We start from the raw sequence: 21,185 nt of genomic DNA, 5'->3' as shown, positions 1-21,185 counted from the left end.
CGGGCGCCACGTGAGGCGCCGAACCGAGCAGGAGAGCGCGCCGTTGCCGCAGGACCGCCAGCCCCTTCCCGCCACGCCGGGCCGTTCGGACCTGCGGGCCGACTGCGGCCGCTGCCAGGGGCTGTGCTGCGTCGCGCTGCCCTTCACGGCGTCGGCCGACTTCGCGATCGGCAAGGAGGCCGGGCGGCCCTGCCCGAACCTGCGCGGCGACTCCCGCTGCGGCATCCACGCCGACCTGCGCGAGAAGGGCTTCTCCGGCTGCACCGTCTTCGACTGCTTCGGCGCCGGGCAGAAGGTCTCCCAGGTCACCTTCGCCGGGCTGGACTGGCGGGAGGGGCCGGACACCGCCCGGAGCATGTTCGCGGTGTTCGCCGTCATGCGGCAGCTGCACGAGATCCTCTGGTACCTGGCCGAGGCGCTGGCGCTGTCCCCGGCCCGCCCGATCCACGGGGAGCTGCGGCAGGCCCTGGAGGCGACCGACCGCCTCACCCGCGCCGACGCCGGGGAGCTCGCCGGCCTCGACGTGGCCGCGCACCGCGGCCGGGTCAACCCCCTCCTGCTGCGCACCAGCGAACTCGTACGAGCCGGGGTGCCGGGCAGCAAGAAGAACCGCCGGGGCGCCGACCTGATCGGGGCCCGTCTCAAGGGCGCCGATCTTAAGGGCGCCGATCTGCGCGGGGCCTACCTCATCGCCGCCGACCTGAGGAACGCCGATCTGCGGGCGGCCGACCTGATCGGGGCGGACCTGCGCGACGCCGACCTGCGCGCGGCGGATCTGACCGGCGCCATCTTCGTGACGCAGGCCCAGGTCAACGCCGCCCGAGGCGATGCCGCCACACGGCTGCCGCGGGCGCTCACCCGCCCGGCCCACTGGTGACCCGGCACCACACTGGCGAGGACGACCTCGCCTTTCCCTACCTGGCCGGGCGGTTCCCCGAGCTACGTCCCGTACTGACGGAGCTGCGACGCGACCATGACATCGTCGCCGGGATCATGCGCGCCCTCCAGGACCTGCTCGTCGGCCTGACCGTCGATCCGGATCCGGCCGGGCGGCGGCGCGTACGGGCGGAGCTGGACGGCCTGGCCGCCCTGCTGGAGTCCCACTTCGGTTACGAGGAGAAGCGCCTGGTGTCCGCGCTCAACGCGCTGGAGGCCCCGCGCTGGGAGGCCGCGCCGCCGGACTTCCTGCTGACCTCCCCGGACCCGGACCCGGGTCCCTGACGGTCTGCGGGGCCGGTCACCGCCACCGACCGGCGTGGGCCGCAGCACGATGTCTGTCACACCGGCGGGATCCGGTCCGTCATCGGTATGACGACATGCGACAAAGGGATGTGAACGGATGGACGAACGCGAATTTCTGGCCGGCCGGTTCGAGGCGCACCGTGACCATCTGAGGGCGGTCGCCTATCGGATGCTCGGTTCTCTGGCGGAGGCCGACGACGCCGTCCAGGAGGCGTGGTTGAAGCTGAACCGCGCCGACGTCGGTGACGTGGAGAACCTCGGCGGCTGGCTGACCACCGTCGTCGGCCGGGTCTGCCTGGACATGCTCCGTGCGCGCACCGCCCGGCGTGAGGAGCCGCTGGAGGCGCGCCTGCCCGATCCGGTGGTCGGCGGCGTCGGCGGGCTCGACCCCGAGCACGAGGCGCTGGTGGCCGACTCGGTCGGATTGGCGCTGCTGGTGGTGCTGCAGTCGCTCGGGCCGGCCGAGCGTCTGGCGTTCGTGTTGCACGACATGTTCGCGGTGCCGTTCGAGGAGATCGCCCCGATCGTCGGCCGCTCCCCGGCGGCGGCCCGGCAGTTGGCCAGCCGTGCCCGCCGCCGTGTCCAGGGGGCGGCCCCGGTTCCCGATCCCGATCTGATGCGTCAGCGTGAGGTCGTCGACGCCTTCCTCGCGGCCTCGCGCGGCGGCGACATCGAGGGGCTGGTCGCCGTGCTCCACCCCGATGTGGTGCTGCGCTCCGACCGTGGCGCCGTCCCGGGCGGGTGGACGGAGGTGCGCGGCGCACGGGCGGTCTCCGGGCAGGCCGCCGCGTTCAATCGCTTCGCCACGGCCTTCTCCACGCGACCTGCTCTGGTGAACGGCGCCGCGGGGATCGTGAGTCTCGTGGACGGACGGCCGGTGTCGGTTCTGGGGTTCACGGTCACGAACGGGATGATCGCGGCGATCGACATCCTCGCCGACCCCGAGCGTCTTCGCGGGCTCGACCTCACGGTGCTGGACGGTTGAGGGGCGGCGCGTCCGTGAGGTTCGCAGGGGGGCCGGGAGCCGGTTTTTCGCTCGACCGGTGTGCCCGGTGCCGAGTAGGGTCACGGCCGTGCCGATTCCCTCCGCCGGACCTCGGGACGACTCGGGTGCGCCGCTGAGGCGGCGGCTCGGCGAGGCGCTCCGGGCCGCGATGAAGACAGGTGACCGGACCGCCGTCGCCGCGCTGCGTTCCACGCTCGCGGCGAGACAATGCCGAGGCCGTGGACCGGCCGGCGTCCGCCGAGGGGTCGCTCGCCATCGAGTGGATCCCTGTGGGGGTCGGCGTGGCGGAGGTCGAACGCCGGGTGCTGACCGAGGCGCAGGTGGCCGACATCGTGGGCGCCGAGGTGGCCGAGCGGGAGGCCGCCGCCCGCGACTATCACCGGGCCGGCCGGCCGGAGCGCGCTGAGCGGCTGCGGAGCGAGGCGGCCGTGCTGGTGGCGCACCTGGCACCCGGCACCGCCGATGAAGTGGCGTCCGGCGACCCCGGCCCGCCGGGCCGCTGAGGCCGGGCGGGGACGTCACCGCCCGGCGCGGCCGACCGGTCCCCGCCGGATCGGCGACCACCTCGAGGGCGGTGCCCATGTGCCCCGCCGTGGGGGTCTCGGTCTGCCGCGGCCCAGGACGGGAAGCAGTGGGCCTGTCTCCAACGTACGAAAGGCCTCCGATCATGCGGCGGTACGTTCTCACCGGTACTCCGGGCGCGGGCAAGACATCGATCCTGCGGTGCTTGGCCGAGCTTGGCTACGGGGTCGTCGAGGAGGCGGCGACCGCAGTCATCGCACGAGCGCAGGCTCGGGGCGAGGACGAACCGTGGACACGGGCGTCCTTCATCGACGAGATCGTCGCCCTGCAGAGGCAACGGCAGTCGGAGGCCGCCACCACGGGCTCCGTGCAGGTGTTCGACCGGTCGCCGGTCTGCACACACGCGCTCGCCACCTACCTGGAGCGGCCGGTGTCCCGGGCACTGACTGCGGAGATCGAGCGGATCACTGCCGAGGAGATCTACGAGCGTCAGGTGCTCTTCGTCCGCAATCTGGGATTCTGTGAGCCCACCAGTGCCCGTCGGATCAGCTTCCAAGAGTCGCTGGTATTCGAGAAGATCCACGAACAGAGCTACCGCGCGTTCGGCTACGAACTCATCGACATTCCCGCCGGCGACCTGGCCCACCGTGTCGCCACAGTCAGTTCGATGATCTCGCTGCCCGCCTCATGAAGGATCAGGCATTCAGGAGCGCCTCGCCCCGGCCTTTGGCCCCACCGTGAGAGCGGAGCCCGCCGCGACCAGGACGCCACCCGCTACGGCATCGTCCCCGACTACGCCGCCGACCCGGCGGGCGTGCCGCGCGACTGCAGCTTCTTCTACAAGCGACTGCGCTGCCCGGGCACTCATCGTCCGGCGCGAACGGGCCCCTGACGCAGGGTCCGGAAGAACGCCCGGACGTCGGCGACCAGCAGGTCGGGCTCCTCCATCGCGGGGAAGTGCCCGCCCCGGTCGTACTCCGTCCATCGCACGATGGTGTTCGTCCGCTCGGCGATGTGCCGCAGCGGGATGAAGTTCTCCCGGGGGAAGACGGCCAGGGCGGTGGGCGCGGTCGACGGCTCCGGCGGCTGGTCCTGGTAGTCGGCGTGCGCCCGCTCGTAGTAGACGCGGGCGGAGGATCCGGCGGTCCCGGTCAGCCAGTACAGCATCACGTCGGTGAGCAGCTGGTCACGGTCGACGGCGTCCTCAGGCCGGTCCCGCGAATCCGTCCATTCCTTGAACTTCTCCACGATCCAGGCCAGCTGACCGACCGGGGAGTCGGTCAGGCCGTAGGCGAGCGTCTGCGGGCGCGTGGCCTGGATCGCCGCGTAGCCGGTGCGCTCCCGCTCCCACTCGCGGTTGCGCCGCCAGGACGCCAGGGCGCGCTCGCGTTCGGCAGGGGACAGCGCGGCGAGCTCATCCGCGTCCGGTTCGCCGGCCGCGGCCGAGCCGGGGATCAGGTTCAGGTGAACGCCGATGATCTGGTCGGGGCGGGTCCGGCCGAGCTCGCGGGAGATGGCCGCGCCCCAGTCGCCGCCCTGCGCGCCGTACCGCCGATAGCCGAGGCGTTCCATCAGCTCGGCGAACGCGGCGGCGATCCGCTGGAACTCCCAGCCGGTCTGGCGGGTCGGCCCGGACAGGCCGAACCCGGGGATGCTGGGGATCACCAGGTGGAACGCGTCGGCTGGATCGCCGCCGTGGGCTCGCGGGTCCGACAACGGGCCGGCGACCTCGGTGAACTCCACGATCGACCCGGGCCAGCCGTGCGTGATGATCAGCGGGGTCGCGTCCGGCTCCGGGGAGCGGACGTGGGCGAAGTGGAGGTTCGCTCCGTCGATGGTGGTGGTGAACTGCGGCCAGGTGTTCAGCCGGGCTTCGGCGGCCCGCCAGTCGTACTCGTGCCGCCAGTACCGCACGAGCTCTCGCAGGTAGTCACGCGGGACGCCGTAGGCCCAGCCGACCCCGGGCAGTTCATCCGGCCACCGGGTGCGGTCCAGGCGCGCGTGCAGATCGTCCAGGTCGGCCTGGGGAATGTCGAGGCGGTACGGGCGGATGCTCTCATCGGCGGGCGTCGTCACCCGGCCATGCTAAAGAACCGCCGCGCACGCGGCACCCTGGTTTCCCGGTGGTCGCGGCGGTCTCGGCGGGCAGCGCCCCTGGCGCGAGGTCCGACTGTCAGGCGCGCCGGGTATAACCGCTCCCATGCCTTTGCACTGGAAGCTGGTCATCGACAGCCACGATGCTCCCGCACTCGCGGACTTCTGGGCCGCCGCGCTGGAGTACGAGGTCGAGGATCCCGGTGCGCTCATCGATCACCTGCTGGCCGCCGGCCACATCGGAGAGGACAAGGTGATCGAGTACCGCGGCCGGCGGATGTTCCGCGGATTCGCCGCGATCCGGCATCCGGACGATCCGTTCGACGAGACCAGCGGAATCGGCCGCGGCCGCCGCCTGCTCTTCCAGGAGGTACCCGAGGGCAAGTCCGCCAAGAACCGCCTGCACATCGACGTCCACGCCGGAGCCGGCGGAGTCGACGAGCTGGTGGCCCGGCTGGAATCCCTCGGCGCCACGTGTGTCCACGAGGTCGACCAGGGACCGGCCGGCCACTGGTGGGTGATGCGGGACCCGGAGGGCAATGAGTTCTGCGCCGCATAGCCGGCGATGATCCGCAGGATGCCGGCGTCGATCAAGCGCGGGACACAGGTCGTCGATCTCAGCCGTCAGCCGTACGGCGGTTACCGGTGAGAACGGTTCTGAGCGCGCCCGAGCTCCGCGAGGCGGGCGAGGGCGGGTAGCGCGCCGGCGATCGCCTGGCGCTCTTCGGGGGTCAGCTGGGCGATCAGAGGGTCCAGGTGGCGTGTCCGGTCGTCGTGGCGCGAGCGGCCGATCTGCCGGCCGGCATCGGTGATGTGGACGAGGACTGCGCGTCCGTCGCTGGGGTCGGGGCGGCGCTCGACCAGGCCGTCGCGCTCCAGCCGGGTGACCAGCTGGGTGATGCCGGGCTGGCTGATCTGCTCGGTCCGGGTCAGGTCGGTCAGCCGCATCGCTCCGCCGAACGCGAGGGTGTCCAGTACCGACAGCGTCGTGAACGACAGCTTCTCCAGCGCGGGGAGCCGGATGTAGAAGCGGTTGAAGTTCTCGATCGCCGTGGTGAAGGCGTTCACGTCCAGGTCGTCATGGTCGGCCACACGCCGAATATATCGGAGGCTTATTTAATCCTCTTATGGTGCCCCGGGTCCCCCCGAAGGGGCCTGCGCCTCCGGGGGGACGGCGATCAGCCGGAATGGGGTCGGCCGGTCTCCGTCGCGATCGCTTCGCGTACGGCTGGGACGATCTCCTTGGCCCAGCGGCCGAGGGAGACGAGGTCCGGCGTGCCGCCTTCGGGTGAGAAGACAATGAACCCTGATGCGCCGTGCTCCAGCACGGCTCCGCTCAGTTCCTCGATCCACTGGCCGGCGGAGCCGCCGATCCAGCGGCCGTCGCGGTCGCGCGTGGCGGGCAGCGGCCGGTCGGTGATGTGTCCGGGGAAGTTGAAGACCGTGCGGATCTCGCGCGGATCGCGACCGACGGCCGCCGCCGCTTCGTCGATGACCGGCCGCGATGCCCGGTACCGCTCGCTGAGCCAGTCCGCCGCGTGGCCGGGGATCCAGCCGTCGGCCACCCGGCCGGTGGCGGCCAGGGATTTCCGGCCGACCGATCCGGTCCACACGGCAGGCGCGGCCACAGGAGCCGGCTCTATCTGCTCCACCTGGTAGTGGCGGCCCTGGTAGGTGACCGGCGGACCGCCGCCCGACAGCGACTTGATCAGTACGATCGCCTCCTCGAAGGCGTCCACGGCATCGCCCGGTGACAGCCGCGCCACCCCCATGTCGGAGATCCGGTCCCACAGTCCGCCCGCGCCCATGCCGAGCACAATGCGGCCACCGGACAGCGCCGACAGTGACGTGACCGTTCGCGCCAGCATAGGAGCGGGCCGGGTCGGCAGGTTGGTGACGTTGGCGAAGCCCGAGATGTGCTGCGTACGTCCGAGGATGAAGCCGACGGAGGCGTAGGCGTCCAGTCGCCCGCCGATGTAGGGATGGTCCGACAGCGAGAAGACGTCAAGCCCGTCACGGTCGGCCTGTTGGGTCATGCGCAGCAGCTCCGGCACCTCGTCGACGCCGCTGTGCGCCCCGAAACCGAAGACGACGTCGTGGACGGCCGATGCCGTTCCTCTGTGGGTGTACTCCACTTTTCCCACCCTTCAGACGGTGCCGAACAGTTCGGCGAAGCGGCCGGTGAACAGGTCGGCGCCCTTGTACTCGGCGACCGCCGTCGCCGGGAGGACGGCCGGGCCGTCGGGTGTGGGCAGCTGGCCGACACCGCCACGCGGTCCGAGCGGGAGCAGGATCATGGGGTCGGGCGAGGGCCGGTGGACGGCCGTGGGCTGTTCGCCGTGCAGTTGGGCGATGATGTTCTGCGCCACCACCTCGGCGTGCTTCATCGCGTACCCCGCCCTCTTGTCCTCGGCGACATCGGTGATGTCGCCGATCGCGTAGACGCGCTCGTGCCCGTGGACGTTGAGGGTCTCGGTCACGGGGACCTGCCCCTGCGGCGTGCGGGTCGTGAGCCGGCCGTCGGCGAGATAGCCGCTGTTGACGTGCACGCCGTGGGCGCGGAACCAGATGTCGGCGGTGACCTCGTCACCGCCGGTGGTGGTGACGGTGAAGGTCCCGGCCTGACCGGGCTCGGTCGTTGGCGGTGCTGTCAGGCCGGTGCCCAGCCGCAGCCGGACGCCCAGTTCGTCGAGCTGACGGTGCAGATCCTGGCGCATCTCCGGCCGGAAGGCGGGCAGAAGCCGCTCGGCCGGGTCGACGATGGTCACGTGCTTGTGCGGCCAGACCTCCTTGATCTCCCCGGCCAGTTCCAGGCCGACGGGCCCGGCGCCGACGATCAGTATCCGCTCGGCACCGAGCAGTTCCTTGTGGGTCCGGCGGAGGTCGTTCAGCGCCTCGCCGGTGGAGTCGGCGTCGGGCTTGGCCGGATAGGCGTAGCCGGAACCGGTGGCCAGGACCAGATAGTCCGCCGCGACACGCCGGCCTGAGGCCAGGGTGACGCCGCCGGGGTCCACCGAGACCGCGCGGTCGCGAATGACCGTGCCCCGCGTGAGCAGCGTGTCGAAGGAGAAGAAGATGTTGTCCGCCCAGTCGGGCTGGACCAGCGCGCGCAGCGACCCCGCCGCGTTGACGAACGCGTCCCGGGGATCGATGAGGACGACGTCGGCCTCGGAGTCCAGTGCCTTGGCGACCGCCGAACCCCCATAACCACCGCCGATGACCGCGACCGTACGACCCATGATTTCACGCTCCACAGAGAAGAGTTGCAGTTCGTAGAGCGAACGATATTAGTTCGTCATACGAACTGCAACCCGTCTCGGATGGAACGTCGCGGTCTCAGTGCCTGCGAGCGGTGGGGGCACCTTCCTCCGGTTCCATGAAGACCACGGGAACCTCGTTGTCCAGCACGATGCGGCCGAGCAGGTCGGCGAGCGCGCCTTGCTCGGCGATGTCGAGCCCCGCTGACAGCCTCTCGACCCGCCGGCAGGTCTCGGCGTAGAACTCCCCTGCCAGCCCGCCGCCTTGCGGAGTGAGCGCGACCCGCACCGCACGCGTGTCCCGCGGGTCTGATTCGCGCCGGACCAGGCCGTTGCGCTCGGTGCGGTCGACCAGGCCGGTGAGGCTCGACTTGGCCAGCCCCAGCATCGCGCCCAATTCACTCATGCCGTACGGCTGCGCCATCAGCACGCACAGCAACTGTCCCTGCTGCGGGGTCAGGCCATGCTCTCGAGCCGACTCGGCGTACACGGCATTCACCAAGAACGTGGACCGCACCAGTGCGGCCACCACCCCGATGCCACCATCATCATTCTTACCCACCCGGCCAGGGTAACACCCGGGGCCCATATAATTCGCGAGGCGAACTACCAGGCCTCTACGTGGAAGCGAGTATGGAGATTGCCCGCCGACCGTCCGGAGCCGGGGATGGCGGGCTTACGCCTTCGCGGAGGCCGGGGCGTCGGGACAGAGCCCGCGGGTTCAGCCGCTCGAGCGTGTCCCGGCAGGTGCCGCGGCCACGTGCGACGTCGTGGTGCTCGGGCGCCGGGCGGGCAGGAAGGCCGCGACCACCATGGCGATGACGGCCCCGGCCGCGGAGATCGCCAGGACCACGCGGAAGGCGTTCTGCGAGGGCAGGGTCGCCGGGCCGAGGGTGATGGTCATATGGGCCAGCACCACGCCCGCGACCGCGCTGGAGACCGAGGTGCCGATCGAGCGCATCAGGGTGTTCAGGCTGTTGGCGGCGGCGGTCTCCGACACCGGCACCGCCCCCATGATCAGCGCGGGCATGGCGCCGTAGGCCAGGCCGATACCGGCGCCGATCACGCAGGAGACCAGCACCAGCTGCCAGATCGCCGACATCGCGACGATGCCCACCGCGTACCCCGTGGCGACCACGACCGCGCCGAGCATCAGCGTCACCTTCGGGCCCCGCCCGGCGGAGATGCGCGCGGAGACCGGGGCCATGGCCATCATCACCAGCCCGGTCGGCGCCATCACCAGACCCGCCGCCACCATGGTCCGGCCCAGACCGAACCCGGTCGCCTTGGGCAGTTGCAGCAGTTGCGGCAGCACCAGGGACATCGCGAACATGGCGATGCCGAACACGGCGGAGGCGATGTTCGTCAGCAGCACCTGACGGCGGGCGGTGGCCCGCAGGTCCACCAGCGGCTGCGCGATGCGCAGTTCCCACCAGCCCCACGCCACCAGCACGACGACCGCCACGGCGAACAGGCCGCCGGTCAGGCCGCTGGTCCAGCCCCAGTCGGCGCCCTTGGAGATGGCCAGCAGCAGGCAGACGAGCCCGGCGGACAGCCCGGCCCCGCCGACGACGTCGAAGCGTCCTGGCGTGCGCACGGTCGATTCCGGCACGATCGCCAGCACGAGCACGGTGGCCAGCACACCCATGCCCGCCGAGGTCCAGAACAGCACGTGCCAGTCGGCGTGCTCGGCCAGGAACGCCGCGGTCGGCAGGCCGAGCGCGCCGCCCACCCCGAGTGAGGCGCTCATGAGCGCGGTCGCCGCGCCGAGTCGCTCGGCCGGCAGCTCGTCGCGCATGATGCTGATTCCCAGCGGGATCACACCGGCCGCCAGGCCCTGCAGGGCGCGGCCGACGACCATGGGCGTCAGGGAGCTGGACAGGCCGGCCACGACTGAGCCGGCGACCAGCACCACCAGGCTGGCGAGCAGCATGCGCCGCTTGCCGTACATGTCGCCGAGCCGCCCCACCACCGGGGTGGCCACCGCGGCGGCCAGCAGCGTGGCGGTGATCGCCCAGGTGGTGTCCGAGGCCGACGAGCCCAGCAGCCGGGGCAGCTGGGGCACCAGCGGGATCACCAGGGTCTGCATGAGCGATACGACGATCCCGGCCAGCGCCAGCACCGACACGATGGCGACGGGATTCGGTTGTGGCGGGCCGGACGCTCTGGCGGCGGTCGGGACGTGGGACATGGCGGATCCTCCGGGGGCGGTGACGTGCACGAATCGAAAAATTTAAATCAACTGATTGACTTAGTGTATCGGAGGGGGTTCACTGGCCACATCGGCGACATCGGTTCGGCAGGAGGTCACCATGAGCCACGGCGACGAGCAGAAGCTGAGCTACCCGCTGCCCCGCCCGGCGGCCTTGGAGCCCCCGGCCGAATGGACGGCGCTGCGCCGGCAGTGCCCGGTGGCGCGGGTGAGGATGCCCAGCGGGGACGAGGTGTCGATGGTCACCCGCTACGCGGATGTCAAGCAGGTGCTGTCCGATTCGCGGTTCGGCCGACGGCTCGACGCGCCCGACGCGGCCCGGCTCTCCGACACCGAATCCGGCGGCGTGTTCAACAACGAGATGGCCACCGTGCTCCCCCAGGCCGGCGAGGCTCACCTGCGGTGGCGGCGGCTGGTGGGCAAGTGGTTCACCGCCAGGCGGATGACGGCGCTGCGACCGCGGATCGAGGCCATGGCCCACCGGCTCATCGACACGATGGTGGAGGACGGCAAGCCGGCGGACCTCAAGGCGAGCCTGGCGTTCCCGCTGCCCGTGTGGGTGATCTGCGATCTGCTCGGCGTCCCCGAGGCCGACCGGGACCGGTTCGCCCACTGGTCGGACAGCATGCTGAACCTGACCCGTTACACCCAGGAGCAGGTGGACACCGCCCAGGCGGAGTTCAACGCGTACATGGCGGGCCACATCGCCGCCCGCCGGGCCGAGCCGAGCGACGACCTGCTGAGCGAACTGATCGTCGCGACCGACGCCGAGGGCCGGGGCCTGTCCGAGGCGGAACTCGTGGCCACCGGCCAGGGCCTGCTGGTCGCGGGGCACGAGACCACCGCGAACATGATCGCGAAGATGGTGGCCATGCTGCTGGCCGACCGGCGGCGCTGGGAGCGGCTGCTGGCCGACCGGTCGCTGATCCGTTCCGCGGTGGAGGAGGCCCTGCGCTTCGACACCAATCTGGGGCTCGGCATGGTCCGCTACATCGACCAGGACGTCGAGATCGGCGACGCACTGATCACCGGCGGCACCACCGTGCTGTGCGACATGGCCGCGGCCAACCGGGACGAGACCGCCTTCGACGGCGCCGACGAGATGGACCTGGCCCGCAACCCGAACCCGCACCTGGCCTTCGGTGCCGGGGCGCACTCCTGCCTCGGGCAGTCACTGGCCCGCACCGAACTGCAGACCGTCCTCGGCGTGCTGCTGGACCGGCTCCCGTCACTGACGCTCGTCGTCCCGGCGGAGAATCTAGAGCGCGTTGACGGACTGGTCGTCGGCGGGCTGCGCAGCCTGCCGGTGCGATGGTGAGGAGATGATCATGCCTGGTGGAACGGCACGGGCCGAGCGGGTGCAGGCGACACGTGAGTCGATCCTGGCCGCGGCGGAGCGATTGTTCGCCGAGCACGGGGTGTTCGCGGTGTCCAACCGCCAGATCAGCGAGGCCGCGGGCCAGGGCAACACTGCGGCGGTCGGCTACCACTTCGGCACCAAGACCGATCTGGTCCGCGCGATCGTGCGCAGGCACACGGAGGACATCGAGCGGATACGCATGCGGCTGGTGGCCGAGGCCGCCGGCTCGATGGACCTGCGGGACTGGGTCACCTGCCTGGTGCGCCCGACGACCGAGCATCTGGCCTCGCTGACCCGCCCCAGCTGGTTCGCCCGGTTCGGCGCGCAGGTGATGACCGACCCCGAGCTGCGCACGATCATGATCGTGGAGTCATTGGGCGCGCCGTCGCTCCAGCGGGCCCTGGACGGGCTGAACCGGTGCCTTCCCGAACTGCCGGTCGAAGTGCGTGCCGAACGCGACGAGATGATCCGCCAGCTGATGGTGCACGTGACCGCAGAGCGCGAACGCGCTCTCGCCGAGGGCACGCCCACCACCCGGGCCAGCTGGCATGACGCGGCGACCGGCCTGATCGACGCGATCGTCGGGCTGCTACTGGCCCCGGTCACCCCGGCTCATGACGACGACTCGGAGGAGGAGCATCAACGTTGACTTCCTCCCCCTCGTAAACGAGGGGGATTCCTACGGCTCGCGCCGTAGGGCTTCCTGCTTCAGCGCCGACAGCCCCATCCGGAGAACTCCGTTGAGGTCTTACACCGGCTCCACAGGCCGACACCGCCAGCCCGGCGGCCAGGATGTTCTTGGCTGCGTTCACGTCCCGATCGTGGGTCGTGCCGCACTCGCACGTCCAGGTGCGGACGTTCAGGGGCATCTTGTCCGCCAAGGTGCCACAGACGGAGCACAGCTTGGAGGAAGGGAACCAGCGGTCGACCACGATCACTTCGCGGCCGTACCACTGCGCTTTGTACTCCACCATGTTGCGGAACTGCGACCACGCGGCATCGGAGATGGCACGGGCCAGATGGCCATTCTTCAGCAGATTCCGAACGGTCAGATCCTCGATCACGACCACTTGGTTTTCGCGGACGAGCCGAGTGGTGAGCTTGTGCAGGGCATCACGGCGCCGGTCGGCGATCCGCGCGTGGATCCGGGCGACCTTACGCCGGGCCTTGGCCCGGTTGGAACCATCCCCCTTGGCCTTGGAACCATCCCCCTTGGCCTTTCGGGACAGCTCCCGCGCAGCGCGGGCGAGCCGGGCACGGTCCCGGCGCTCGTGCCGGGGATTGGCGATCTTCTCCCCGGTGGACAACGTCAGCAGATGCTCCAGCCCGGCATCGACCCCGATGGCGTTGCCGTTCGCAAGCAACGGCTTGACGCCGGGGTCTTGGCACAGCAGGGAAACGAACCAGCGTCCGGCCGCATCCTGGGACACGGTCACCGTCGAGGGCTTTGCGCCCTCGGGAAGGGGACGAGACCACACGATGTCGAGCGGCTGCGTCATCTTCGCCAGCGTCAGCTTTCCGTCCCGGAAGCGGAACGCGCTGGTGGTGTACTCGGCGGACTTGCGGGACTTCTTCTTCGCCTTAAAACGCGGATACCTGGCCCGCTTGGCGAAGAAGTTCGTGAACGCGGTTTGCAGGTGCCGCAGCGCCTGCTGGAGCGGGACCGAGGACACCTCGTTGAGGTAGGCCAGTTCCTCGGTCTTCTTCCATGCCGTCAGCATCGCGGAGGTGGCGTTGTAGCCGACGTGTTCTTGGCGCAACGTCCAGGCCTCGGTGCGGACCGTGAGCGCCATGTTGTAGACCTTCCGCACGCACCCGAACGTGCGCGACAGCTCCGCTGCCTGCGCATCGGTGGGATAGAAGCGGTACTTGAAAGCACGCTTCACGTGGGTGATCACAGTCCGCAAACTATAGCGTCAGTGTGTGATCGTCTGCGGGTGTTCGGGCGGTGGACGCCGAATCGCCGTGGCGGCGATTCGGCTCTCCCTGCCCTGCTCCGCAGGGGTCCGATTCCTCCCCGCCCTGAAGTCTGAAGGGCGGGGTTTCCTCGGAGGGTTCAGATGACCAGCACACCGACCGGCCCGGAGCCGGCCGAAATCCCGGAGTACCCGATGACCAGGGCGGCCGGCTGCCCGTTCGATCCGCCCCCCGACCTGCTCGCCGAACAGCGGAAGGGCCCGCTGACCAAGGTCCGGTTGTGGGACGGCAGCACCCCGTGGCTGGTGACCCGCTATGCCGACCAGCGGACGGTGCTGGCCGACCGGCGGGTCAGCTCCGATGTCGAGCGCCCCGGCTACCCGAGCCCGGCGCCGATCCAACCGGGCGGCTCGAAGATCGGTTTCATCCTGATGGACGATCCCGAACACGCCCGGCTGCGCCGGATGGTGACCGCCCCGTTCGCCGTCAAGCGGATCGAGGCCATGCGCTCGGCGGTGCAGAAGATCGTGGACGGGTTGATCGACGACATGCTGGCCGGTCCGAAGCCGGTGGACCTGGTGGAGTCGTTCGCGCTGCCCGTTCCCTCCCTGGTCATCTGCGACCTGCTCGGCGTGCCGTACTCCGACCACGACTTCTTCCAGGACAACAGCAAGACCATCATCAGGCGGACCGCGACGCCCGAACAGCGGATGACGGCGAGCAAGAACCTCACCGGCTACCTGGACCGGCTGGTGGATGAGAAGCTCGACCGCCCTGCCGAGGACCTGCTGTCCGGACTGACCGAGCGCATCAAGGCCGGCGAGCTGACCCGGCAGGACGCGGCGCAGATGGGCGTGCTGCTGCTGATCGCCGGCCACGAGACCACCGCGAACATGATCGCCCTGGGCACCCTGGCCCTGCTGGAACACCCCGACCAGCTGGCCCTGCTGCGCGACACCGACGACCCGAAACTGGTCGCCTCGGCCGTGGAGGAACTGCTCCGCTACCTGCACATCACCCACAACGGGCGACGGCGGGCGGTGCTTGAGGACATCGAGGTCGCCGGCCAGACCATCCGCGCCGGCGAGGGCCTGATCGTGCCGAACGACATCGGCAACCGTGACCCCGGCGCCTTCGAAGAACCCGATCAGCTGGACATCCGGCGCGACGCCCGCCACCACGTCGCCTTCGGCTTCGGCGTCCACCAGTGCCTGGGCCAGACACTGGCCCGCATGGAGCTGCAGGTCGTCTACAGCACCCTCTACAGGCGCATCCCCACCCTGAAACGCGCCACCGATCTGGACCAGATCCCGTTCAAGCACGACGGATCCGTCTACGGGGTCTACGAACTCCCCGTCACCTGGTGATCCCAGAAGAACGAACAGGAGAATCCCATGCGCGTCACCATCGACCAGGAGAAGTGCGTCGCGTCCGGTCAGTGCGTCACCAGCGCCGCGGACGTGTTCGACCAGCGTGACGAGGACGGCGTCGTGGTGCTGCTCAACGAGCATCCCCCGGCGGAACTGGCCGCCGATGTCCGGCAGGCCGCGGTGGTGTGCCCGGCGCTGGCCATCCAGATCGAGGACTGACCGGAAGCGGCGAGTGACGATGACTGGCAGCCCCAGGACACCGGCTCCCTCCAGGGCGACCTGGCGGCCCTGAACCACGAAAGCCAGGCGGCCCTGACGGCGCGGCCGCCGATCGTCGCAGCCCTGATCGCCGCCTCGTTCCGCTCCGAAGAAGCCGGCCGCGGCGTACGACGGCTCTGGGATGTTCTACGAGCGCGGGATCGGCGACACCCGGCTCGTCGGCGTTGTCGACGAGCCGGGTCGGGCGACGGTGGGTTCAGGCCGCGGCGATCCTTTCGTTCACGAGGGCGGCCGCCTTCCCGACGGTCTTGCTCTCTGCCAGTTCATCGTCGCTGACCTCAACGCCGAATTCTCGCTGCAGGATCACCGCGAGTTCCACAAGGACGAGAGAGTCGAATTCCAGGTCGTCGAACACGGTGGCCGGTGTGATCCCAGCTGCGGCCATCTGAAGGTTCTCGGCCATGACGGCGATGATGCGCTCGGCAACGGAGTCGGCCATGACGTGTCTCCTTCGGTACGCGGTTTCCGCCTCAAGGTGCCGGACGGTTTCTCGATCTCAGTCTGCGGTGATGTCAGGCCAGGTCAGCGCGATGGAACCCCACGTCGCTCCGGCGCCGAAGGCGCTCAGCAGGACACGATGACCGGGCATGAGCCGACCGGTCTCGGCTGCACGTGACAGTGCCAGGGGGATGGATGCCGCGGAGGTGTTGCCCACCCGGTCGAGGTCGACCACAGTGCGGTCCCGGTCGATTCCGAGCTGGTCGGCCACGGCGTGCAGGATACGGACGTTGGCCTGGTGGGCCACGAAGCAGTCGACCGATGCGGGGCCCCAGCCCGTCCGTGCGAGAAGGGTCCGCGCCGATTCGGCCATCCGCATGACCGCATGGCGAAAGACGGCTCTGCCGTCCATTGTCAGATGGCCGGACGCGAGGTCCGAGTCGGCCGACGTGGTCCGCTGACGTGAACCGCCGCCGGGAATGCGGATGAGTTCCTTCAATGATCCGTCGCTCCCGAGATCGGATTCGAGAAGCGCTCCGGGCTCGTCGTCGTGGCCGGCCCGCAGGATCACGGCGCCGGCGCCATCACCGAAAATGATCGAGGTGCTGCGGTCGCCCGGGTCGAGAATGGTGGAGAACGTCTCGGCGCCGATCACCAGCGCCCGTTCCGCGAGTCTCGCTTCGACGTGGGCGGCCGCGGTGGCCAGGCCGTATACGAAACCACTGCAGACGGCCGCGACGTCGAAGGCCGCCACCGGGCCGAGCCCGAGACGCGCGGCGACGTCCGGTGCGGTGGCCGGGCACGGATGGTCGGGAGTGGTGGTGGCGAGCACCACGAGGTCGACCAGGTCGGTGTCCGCGGCCTTCAGCGCGCGGCGACCGGCATCCACGGCGAGGTCGCTCGTCGCCATCCGGTCCGTCCAGTAACGCTGCCCGATTCCGGTTCTGGACCGTATCCATTCGTCGGATGTGTTCAGCCGAAGCGACAGTTCGTCGTTGGTCACCAGACGAGGTGGAAGCGCCGTGCCCAACCCGGAGAGGACGGCCGCCCGGGTCATTGCGCCGTGGCCGGGACGCGGGCGGTTTCCGGGGTCGTGTCGATCTTCGCGTAGTCCTGCTGGGCTCGTTCGATGGCCTCATCGATGCTCATCCGGGCCGTGAAGCCGAAGATATCCATGATCTTTTCCAAGCGCTCTGGAATGGATCCGCCGACGATTTGTACCGGTATCTGCAGGTCGTCGATAACCTTGAGCAACATTTCATCGGCCAGGGCACGGAACCGCTCATTCACCGGACGATGGCCGTCTTTTACGAGAGGGAACTCGATGGGGAGGTGGACGAACGCGTCGTAAGCGGCCTTGGCGTGTTGCCGGGCCGGTATGCCCATCTGCTCCAGGACACCCGCGTAGAACCGGATCTCATCCGTCATCTCCACGGAGTCGACGTGCGCGGATTCGTTGGGATTGATGCCGACCAGGACGCGGACGGTGCCGTAGCACCACTCGTGCAGTGACGACCCATCGGAGACGAAGCCGTCGGGTAGGTGGCTTTCGTTCACCGCACGCACCTGATTGCGGCGCATGATAAGCATGATTATCTCCGGCGCGGTGCACTCTTCGAGAGTCTTTCCCGGAACCGAGATCGGCAACAGCTCGCGCATCGTCAGGGCGGCACTGCGCGGAATGCCGGTGAGATGAGATACCGCCATGGTGGTGATGGTCTTTCCGACCGAATAGGTTCCAGAGATCGCCAGTTTCAATTTCTTTCTCCCTCATCGGATCGTCCGTTGGATTAGTCTCGGTCGAGGTTGAGCTTCCCGCGTGCGCCGTCACGAAAGGAGATGGACGACGGAGCAGCGCATGCTGATTCCGTTCAGCTCCGCGACGATGTCGGCGGAGCGCCAGGTCTCTGCCTTGCTGTTCTTCAGCAGTCGGACATCGTCCAGGAAGGCGATGACGGGCGTCGGGTTCTCGAGCGCCGGGCGCGGCGCCGCGCATTCCAGAACGGTGCGCCGCATCCACAGTGTGTTACTCCGCGCCCGGGGGACTCCGTCCAGTTCGTACAGCAGCACCTGCCCGAGTTGGAGCCCCGCCACGAAACAGTCGATCACTGTTGCGGATGCCCGGTGCTCGCCCTCCAGCCCCTCGTCCGGGGCCGTCGCTCCGGCATCGAGTAGGACTCGCACGACGGCTCGCGCCGTCTGGGCTGTCGGATCGACATCGACGTTCTCGACCAGTTGCCGCCTGACCTTGTAGCCCGCGCCGAACAGACGTGACCCGGCATCGCCGAGAAGTACCTGCGGCGACCCGTAGGAGCCGGGCCCCGGATCGGGGCGCCCCGCCTCGTGGCAGATCTCGAGCTGGACCCGCATGGTCGCGACGGTGCACTCGACGGTGGTGGTGAGAAGGTCATGGCCGTTCCGGCACCGCGCCAGGGGCCCTGAGACGTGGGCGGTCGCCGGAAAGCCCGACAGGTCGTCCTCGACCGGCCGCCTCCCTGCCTTGACCCTGATCCGCCGTACCGCCATCCGACGGCGCTGTTCGCGGTCGAGCCGGCGAGTGTGGGCCAGATACATCTCGCCCAGCTGCGCGCCGATGACGATGACATCGATCGTACTCAGATGCGGACGCTGGTCGACGTCGCCCTTGCGCGACCAGTCCGCCGGATAGGCCACTGAGGCACGAGACTCGATCTGTCCTGAGCCGTCCGCGCCGATGGTGATTCGAACGGCGCTCATCCGATGCCGCGCCCGTTTGAATCCTTCGCCGAAGAAGCGCCATTCTCTCGGTCCGAGGAACTCATCGATAGAGGCGCCGGCAACCTCTGTGGACGCCGCATCTTTGGTGGTCATGTCGCCCTCCAGGACAGTCGGCATGGGCCGCTTTCGGAGCCGTGAGAACAGGGCGTCACGGAGGCGGCCAACGATCCCGGGCGAGGGTGACGGTGTGCACGGACGGCCTCAGCTTCCTTGGGTGGCGAGGTCTCTGATATTGCGATTGCCGTCCGCCCAGATGATGGTCATCGCCAGGGCGTTGATCCGCCAACCGCCTTCCGTGCGGATCAGGCCGTATCGGTACTCACCCCCAAGAGTCCAGGTCGGCGCTCCGTATGGGTTGGGGAGAAGGTGCGTCGCCTGGAACATGGCGGTCGCCGTTCCCGTGTTACCGTCGACGCTCACCAACTGGTTGGACACCAGGTGCTGCGTCGCCGTGAGCCCTTCTCGATTGCCTCGCCATTTTTCGACCATGTCCTTGCGTGAGACGATCTGCGGCTCTCCGCCGTTGAGGCTGCTGTAGTCGAGGGATACGTCGTCAGTGAAAAGTTCGAGCAACGGCTCCCAATCACAATGATCTAGATGCCACGCCATTCGCGTGCAGATCTCTATGATCTCGAAGCGGTCACGGAGTGACTGGTCGTCCACGTAGAGTCCTTTTCTGGTAGGCGCCTGTGAGTTTGAGTATCAAGAAATGAAATCGTGGATTCCAGGGGCGGGTTCTGGTAGCACCGGACCGGGTGGTGGTGTGGCCACCACGATCGCCGCTCCGCGCATCGGCCACGGAATGCACGCTCTGCCTCAGTCGAGCGTCCTGAGCATGTCGGCTCGGAAGTCGATGAGGTCGTCCAGCCGGCCTTCACGGATCTTGATCGGCCACGCCGGGTCGGCGATCAGCGAGCGTCCGACGGCGACGAGGTCGAACTCCCCCCGCTCCAGCCGTTCGGTGACCGCGTTGACATCGCCGGTCTCGGCGCCCTTGCCGTCCAGATAGGTCAGGAAGTCGCTGTCCCTGAGACCGACCGATCCGACAGTGATCGTCGGCTTCCCGGTGAGCTTCTTCACCCAGCCCGCCAGGTTGAGAGCGGACCCGTCGAACTCCGGGAGCCAGAACCGGCGGGTCGAGCAGTGGAACAGGTCGACGCCGGCGTCCACGAGCGGAGCAAGGAACGCCTCCAGCTGCGCCGGATCGTTCGCGAGCCGGGTGTTGTAGTGACCGACCTTCCATTGGGAGAAGCGGAGGCTGATCGGAAAACCGGGGCCGACCGCCCGCCGGCAGGCCTGTACGATCTCGGCGCCGAAGCGGGCGCGGTCGGCCACGCCGCCGTTGTAACGATCGGTACGCCGGTTCGTCACATCCCAGAAGAACTGGTCGATGAGGTAGCCATGGGCCGCATGCAGCTCGATCCCGTCGAAGCCGATGCGGCGAGCATCGGCGGCCGCCCGCGCGAACGCGTCGATGACATCGGCGATCTCGGATTCGCTCATCGGGCGGCCTACCGTCTGGAGGTCTGCGCTCGAGTCGTCCGCCACTGCGTCCGGATCGACTCCGGAGGGGCTGATCGGGCGGACATCGCCCGGCATCGCGCGCCGGGTCCGCGGCGCGGCCCCCCACAGCAGCGGGTCCAGGCCGACATGCCAGAGCTGTGGCGCTATCCGGCTGCCCGCGGCGTGCACCGCCCGCACGACGTCCGCCCATCCGGCGAGCGCGTCCTCGCCGTGGAATCGGGGAATCGCATCGCTGCTCGCCGAGGCCGGGTGGTCGATGACCGTGCCTTCGGTGATGATCAGCCCGACGCCGTTCTCCGCCCGGCGGGCGTAGTAGGCGGCCGCATCGGGCCCAGGCACGCCGTCCGGTGAGAGCTCTCTGGTCATGGGGGCCATGACGATCCGGTTGTCCAGCGTCAGGGAGCCCACCGTGAACGTGGTGAACAGCGGGGCCGTGGAGGTGGAGAGGACGGGGGTGGTCGCCATGAGGATCCTTCCTTCCGTTCCGTGGGGCCATCAGGGCGTCACCGTCAGCCGACGAGCGTGACCGTGGCTCGCAGATCCGCCGGGGTGAACATGTGCGGGAAGATCGGCCCACCCGGGTCCAGTGCCGAGGAGTTTTCCAAACCGCCCAGGTCTACCGGGGTGAACCCCGCGTCGAGGATCAGGTTCGAGACCAGGTCCTTGGCCTCGGCGTCGTCGCCGGCGAGGGCCATGCCCCAGAAGTGCCGTTGCCGTGTTCCGCGCGACCACAGCAGCTCGTCCATGACATGGGTGAACGCCCTGACGACAGTGCTGCCGGGCAGCAGGTCGGCGGTGCGGCGCCCCTGGGTCACGCCCGGCTCCAGCGTGGAGATGATGCGTCCGTCCGGAGACAGGCCCATCGGGTTGGCCGCGTCGATGACTATCTTTCCGGCCAACCGGTCGCGGACCGTGTCGAGCAGCTCGTCCAGCGCCTGGTACGGGACCGCGAGCATGACGACGTCGCCGGCCGTCGCCGCATCGGCGTACGACGCCGCTCGTGCGCCCGGCCCCAGTGGCCCGATGAACGAGGCCAGTCGTTGCGGGGAGCGCGAGCCGAACGTGACGGTGTGTCCGGCCGCCAGCCAGTGCCGGCCGATCGGTCGCCCGATGTTGCCGGCGCCGAGGAGGCCGATCCGCCGAGTTCCATTGGCTTCTGTCATCTCGGTATGTCTCCTTGATGTGACCGTCCGATAGCCCGGGAATT

Annotated in this window: 23 protein-coding genes and 2 pseudogenes; 11 read left to right on the top strand and 14 right to left on the bottom strand. The window is 69.3% G+C overall.

Going from position 1 to position 21,185, the window contains the following annotated elements; translation table 11 throughout:
• Positions 1-43 precede the first annotated feature (43 nt).
• The 5 genes from NE236_RS03770 to NE236_RS03750 all read left to right on the top strand — a co-directional run bounded on the left by NE236_RS03770 (position 44) and on the right by NE236_RS03750 (position 3,461).
• A complete protein-coding gene (locus NE236_RS03770; RefSeq protein WP_252840526.1) occupies positions 44-877 on the top strand; it encodes a pentapeptide repeat-containing protein in 834 nt (277 codons plus the stop codon).
• Positions 874-1,221 carry a hemerythrin domain-containing protein gene (locus NE236_RS03765; RefSeq protein WP_252840353.1) on the top strand — a complete coding sequence of 116 codons (348 nt, stop codon included), beginning with the start codon at positions 874-876 and terminating at the stop codon, positions 1,219-1,221. The genes NE236_RS03770 and NE236_RS03765 overlap by 4 nt, the downstream gene beginning before the upstream one ends.
• A gap of 118 nt (positions 1,222-1,339) precedes the next feature.
• A complete protein-coding gene (locus NE236_RS03760) occupies positions 1,340-2,227 on the top strand; it encodes a sigma-70 family RNA polymerase sigma factor (RefSeq protein WP_252840352.1) in 888 nt (295 codons plus the stop codon).
• Between the two features lie 239 nt (positions 2,228-2,466).
• Positions 2,467-2,751, top strand: coding sequence for a GatB/YqeY domain-containing protein (locus NE236_RS03755; protein WP_252840351.1), 285 nt, complete (start codon positions 2,467-2,469; stop codon positions 2,749-2,751).
• Between the two features lie 77 nt (positions 2,752-2,828).
• Complete coding sequence (locus NE236_RS03750) at positions 2,829-3,461, top strand: ATP/GTP-binding protein (RefSeq protein WP_308209038.1); 633 nt, start codon at positions 2,829-2,831, stop codon at positions 3,459-3,461.
• A gap of 173 nt (positions 3,462-3,634) precedes the next feature.
• Here NE236_RS03750 and NE236_RS03745 read toward each other — a convergent pair whose 3' ends face one another.
• Positions 3,635-4,846 carry an epoxide hydrolase family protein gene (locus NE236_RS03745; RefSeq protein WP_252840349.1) on the bottom strand — a complete coding sequence of 404 codons (1,212 nt, stop codon included), beginning with the start codon at positions 4,844-4,846 and terminating at the stop codon, positions 3,635-3,637.
• Positions 4,847-4,970: 124 nt separating this feature from the next.
• Here NE236_RS03745 and NE236_RS03740 point away from each other — a divergent pair, with 124 nt between their 5' ends.
• Entirely contained in the window at positions 4,971-5,423 is a 453-nt protein-coding gene (locus NE236_RS03740) for a VOC family protein (RefSeq protein WP_252840348.1), read from the top strand.
• Positions 5,424-5,503: 80 nt separating this feature from the next.
• Here the strand turns inward: NE236_RS03740 and NE236_RS03735 are convergent, their stop codons facing one another.
• From NE236_RS03735 to NE236_RS03715, 5 genes are all read right to left on the bottom strand, one after another.
• A complete protein-coding gene (locus NE236_RS03735) occupies positions 5,504-5,956 on the bottom strand; it encodes a MarR family winged helix-turn-helix transcriptional regulator (RefSeq protein WP_252840347.1) in 453 nt (150 codons plus the stop codon).
• An 86-nt stretch (positions 5,957-6,042) separates the two neighbouring features.
• Positions 6,043-7,008, bottom strand: a complete 966-nt coding sequence (locus NE236_RS03730) for an LLM class flavin-dependent oxidoreductase (protein ID WP_252840346.1) — start codon at positions 7,006-7,008, stop codon at positions 6,043-6,045.
• A gap of 3 nt (positions 7,009-7,011) precedes the next feature.
• Positions 7,012-8,103, bottom strand: a complete 1,092-nt coding sequence (locus tag NE236_RS03725) for an NAD(P)/FAD-dependent oxidoreductase (protein ID WP_252840345.1) — start codon at positions 8,101-8,103, stop codon at positions 7,012-7,014.
• 97 nt (positions 8,104-8,200) lie between these two features.
• On the bottom strand, positions 8,201-8,683 hold the full coding sequence (locus tag NE236_RS03720) for a MarR family winged helix-turn-helix transcriptional regulator (protein ID WP_252840344.1): 483 nt from the start codon (positions 8,681-8,683) through the stop codon (positions 8,201-8,203).
• Positions 8,684-8,842: 159 nt separating this feature from the next.
• Entirely contained in the window at positions 8,843-10,312 is a 1,470-nt protein-coding gene (locus tag NE236_RS03715; protein WP_252840343.1) for an MFS transporter, read from the bottom strand.
• 121 nt (positions 10,313-10,433) lie between these two features.
• On the opposite strand from NE236_RS03715, the gene NE236_RS03710 reads away from it, so the two are divergent.
• Both NE236_RS03710 and NE236_RS03705 read left to right on the top strand, forming a co-directional pair.
• Positions 10,434-11,651 (top strand): cytochrome P450, encoded by a 1,218-nt coding sequence (locus NE236_RS03710; RefSeq protein WP_252840342.1) that lies wholly within the window; start codon positions 10,434-10,436, stop codon positions 11,649-11,651.
• Between the two features lie 10 nt (positions 11,652-11,661).
• A complete protein-coding gene (locus tag NE236_RS03705) occupies positions 11,662-12,342 on the top strand; it encodes a TetR/AcrR family transcriptional regulator (RefSeq protein ID WP_252840341.1) in 681 nt (226 codons plus the stop codon).
• Positions 12,343-12,372: 30 nt separating this feature from the next.
• Here the strand turns inward: NE236_RS03705 and NE236_RS03700 are convergent.
• Positions 12,373-13,579, bottom strand: a pseudogene (locus NE236_RS03700) (RNA-guided endonuclease InsQ/TnpB family protein).
• Between the two features lie 174 nt (positions 13,580-13,753).
• Between NE236_RS03700 and NE236_RS03695 the strand changes: the two are divergent.
• From NE236_RS03695 to NE236_RS03685, 3 genes and pseudogenes are all read left to right on the top strand, one after another.
• Positions 13,754-14,977: a cytochrome P450 gene (locus tag NE236_RS03695; RefSeq protein WP_252840339.1), complete on the top strand. Its 1,224-nt coding sequence runs from the start codon at positions 13,754-13,756 to the stop codon at positions 14,975-14,977.
• Between the two features lie 27 nt (positions 14,978-15,004).
• A complete protein-coding gene (locus tag NE236_RS03690) occupies positions 15,005-15,199 on the top strand; it encodes a ferredoxin (protein ID WP_252840338.1) in 195 nt (64 codons plus the stop codon).
• A 42-nt stretch (positions 15,200-15,241) separates the two neighbouring features.
• Positions 15,242-15,535 (top strand): annotated as a pseudogene (locus NE236_RS03685) (hypothetical protein); the annotation flags it as partial.
• Here NE236_RS03685 and NE236_RS03680 read toward each other — a convergent pair.
• From NE236_RS03680 to NE236_RS03650, 7 genes are all read right to left on the bottom strand, one after another.
• Complete coding sequence (locus tag NE236_RS03680) at positions 15,456-15,698, bottom strand: acyl carrier protein (protein WP_252840337.1); 243 nt, start codon at positions 15,696-15,698, stop codon at positions 15,456-15,458. The pseudogene NE236_RS03685 and the gene NE236_RS03680 overlap by 80 nt on opposite strands.
• A gap of 57 nt (positions 15,699-15,755) precedes the next feature.
• The gene (locus tag NE236_RS03675; protein ID WP_289849711.1) at positions 15,756-16,754 is read right to left on the bottom strand and encodes a beta-ketoacyl-ACP synthase III; all 999 of its coding nucleotides are present in this window, start codon (positions 16,752-16,754) and stop codon (positions 15,756-15,758) included.
• The gene (locus NE236_RS03670) at positions 16,751-17,455 is read right to left on the bottom strand and encodes an AAA family ATPase (protein ID WP_252840335.1); all 705 of its coding nucleotides are present in this window, start codon (positions 17,453-17,455) and stop codon (positions 16,751-16,753) included. Before NE236_RS03670 ends, NE236_RS03675 begins: the two co-directional genes overlap by 4 nt.
• Before the next feature lie 69 nt (positions 17,456-17,524).
• Positions 17,525-18,547, bottom strand: coding sequence for an AvrD family protein (locus NE236_RS03665; protein WP_252840334.1), 1,023 nt, complete (start codon positions 18,545-18,547; stop codon positions 17,525-17,527).
• A gap of 108 nt (positions 18,548-18,655) precedes the next feature.
• Positions 18,656-19,117 carry a nuclear transport factor 2 family protein gene (locus NE236_RS03660; protein WP_252840333.1) on the bottom strand — a complete coding sequence of 154 codons (462 nt, stop codon included), beginning with the start codon at positions 19,115-19,117 and terminating at the stop codon, positions 18,656-18,658.
• Between the two features lie 153 nt (positions 19,118-19,270).
• Positions 19,271-20,443, bottom strand: coding sequence for an NADH:flavin oxidoreductase (locus NE236_RS03655; protein WP_252840332.1), 1,173 nt, complete (start codon positions 20,441-20,443; stop codon positions 19,271-19,273).
• Positions 20,444-20,487: 44 nt separating this feature from the next.
• The gene (locus NE236_RS03650) at positions 20,488-21,141 is read right to left on the bottom strand and encodes an NADPH-dependent F420 reductase (RefSeq protein ID WP_252840331.1); all 654 of its coding nucleotides are present in this window, start codon (positions 21,139-21,141) and stop codon (positions 20,488-20,490) included.
• Positions 21,142-21,185: the final 44 nt, after the last annotated feature.

This window comes from Actinoallomurus purpureus (assembly GCF_024055795.1).
Lineage (GTDB): Bacteria > Actinomycetota > Actinomycetes > Streptosporangiales > Streptosporangiaceae > Actinoallomurus > Actinoallomurus purpureus.
Note: the sequence above shows the minus strand (reverse complement) of the source record. Positions and strands in the feature narration are given on the sequence as shown.

Coding starts and splice junctions, on each gene's coding strand:
- NE236_RS03715 (WP_252840343.1), bottom strand. CDS start 10,312: ATGTCCCACGTCCCGACCGCCGCCAGAGCGTCCGGCCCGCCACAACCG.
- NE236_RS03690 (WP_252840338.1), top strand. CDS start 15,005: ATGCGCGTCACCATCGACCAGGAGAAGTGCGTCGCGTCCGGTCAGTGC.
- NE236_RS03740 (WP_252840348.1), top strand. CDS start 4,971: ATGCCTTTGCACTGGAAGCTGGTCATCGACAGCCACGATGCTCCCGCA.
- NE236_RS03710 (WP_252840342.1), top strand. CDS start 10,434: ATGAGCCACGGCGACGAGCAGAAGCTGAGCTACCCGCTGCCCCGCCCG.
- NE236_RS03650 (WP_252840331.1), bottom strand. CDS start 21,141: ATGACAGAAGCCAATGGAACTCGGCGGATCGGCCTCCTCGGCGCCGGC.
- NE236_RS03680 (WP_252840337.1), bottom strand. CDS start 15,698: ATGGCCGACTCCGTTGCCGAGCGCATCATCGCCGTCATGGCCGAGAAC.
- NE236_RS03725 (WP_252840345.1), bottom strand. CDS start 8,103: ATGGGTCGTACGGTCGCGGTCATCGGCGGTGGTTATGGGGGTTCGGCG.
- NE236_RS03760 (WP_252840352.1), top strand. CDS start 1,340: ATGGACGAACGCGAATTTCTGGCCGGCCGGTTCGAGGCGCACCGTGAC.
- NE236_RS03695 (WP_252840339.1), top strand. CDS start 13,754: ATGACCAGCACACCGACCGGCCCGGAGCCGGCCGAAATCCCGGAGTAC.
- NE236_RS03655 (WP_252840332.1), bottom strand. CDS start 20,443: ATGGCGACCACCCCCGTCCTCTCCACCTCCACGGCCCCGCTGTTCACC.
- NE236_RS03665 (WP_252840334.1), bottom strand. CDS start 18,547: ATGACCACCAAAGATGCGGCGTCCACAGAGGTTGCCGGCGCCTCTATC.
- NE236_RS03675 (WP_289849711.1), bottom strand. CDS start 16,754: ATGACCCGGGCGGCCGTCCTCTCCGGGTTGGGCACGGCGCTTCCACCT.
- NE236_RS03750 (WP_308209038.1), top strand. CDS start 2,829: ATGTGCCCCGCCGTGGGGGTCTCGGTCTGCCGCGGCCCAGGACGGGAA.
- NE236_RS03705 (WP_252840341.1), top strand. CDS start 11,662: ATGCCTGGTGGAACGGCACGGGCCGAGCGGGTGCAGGCGACACGTGAG.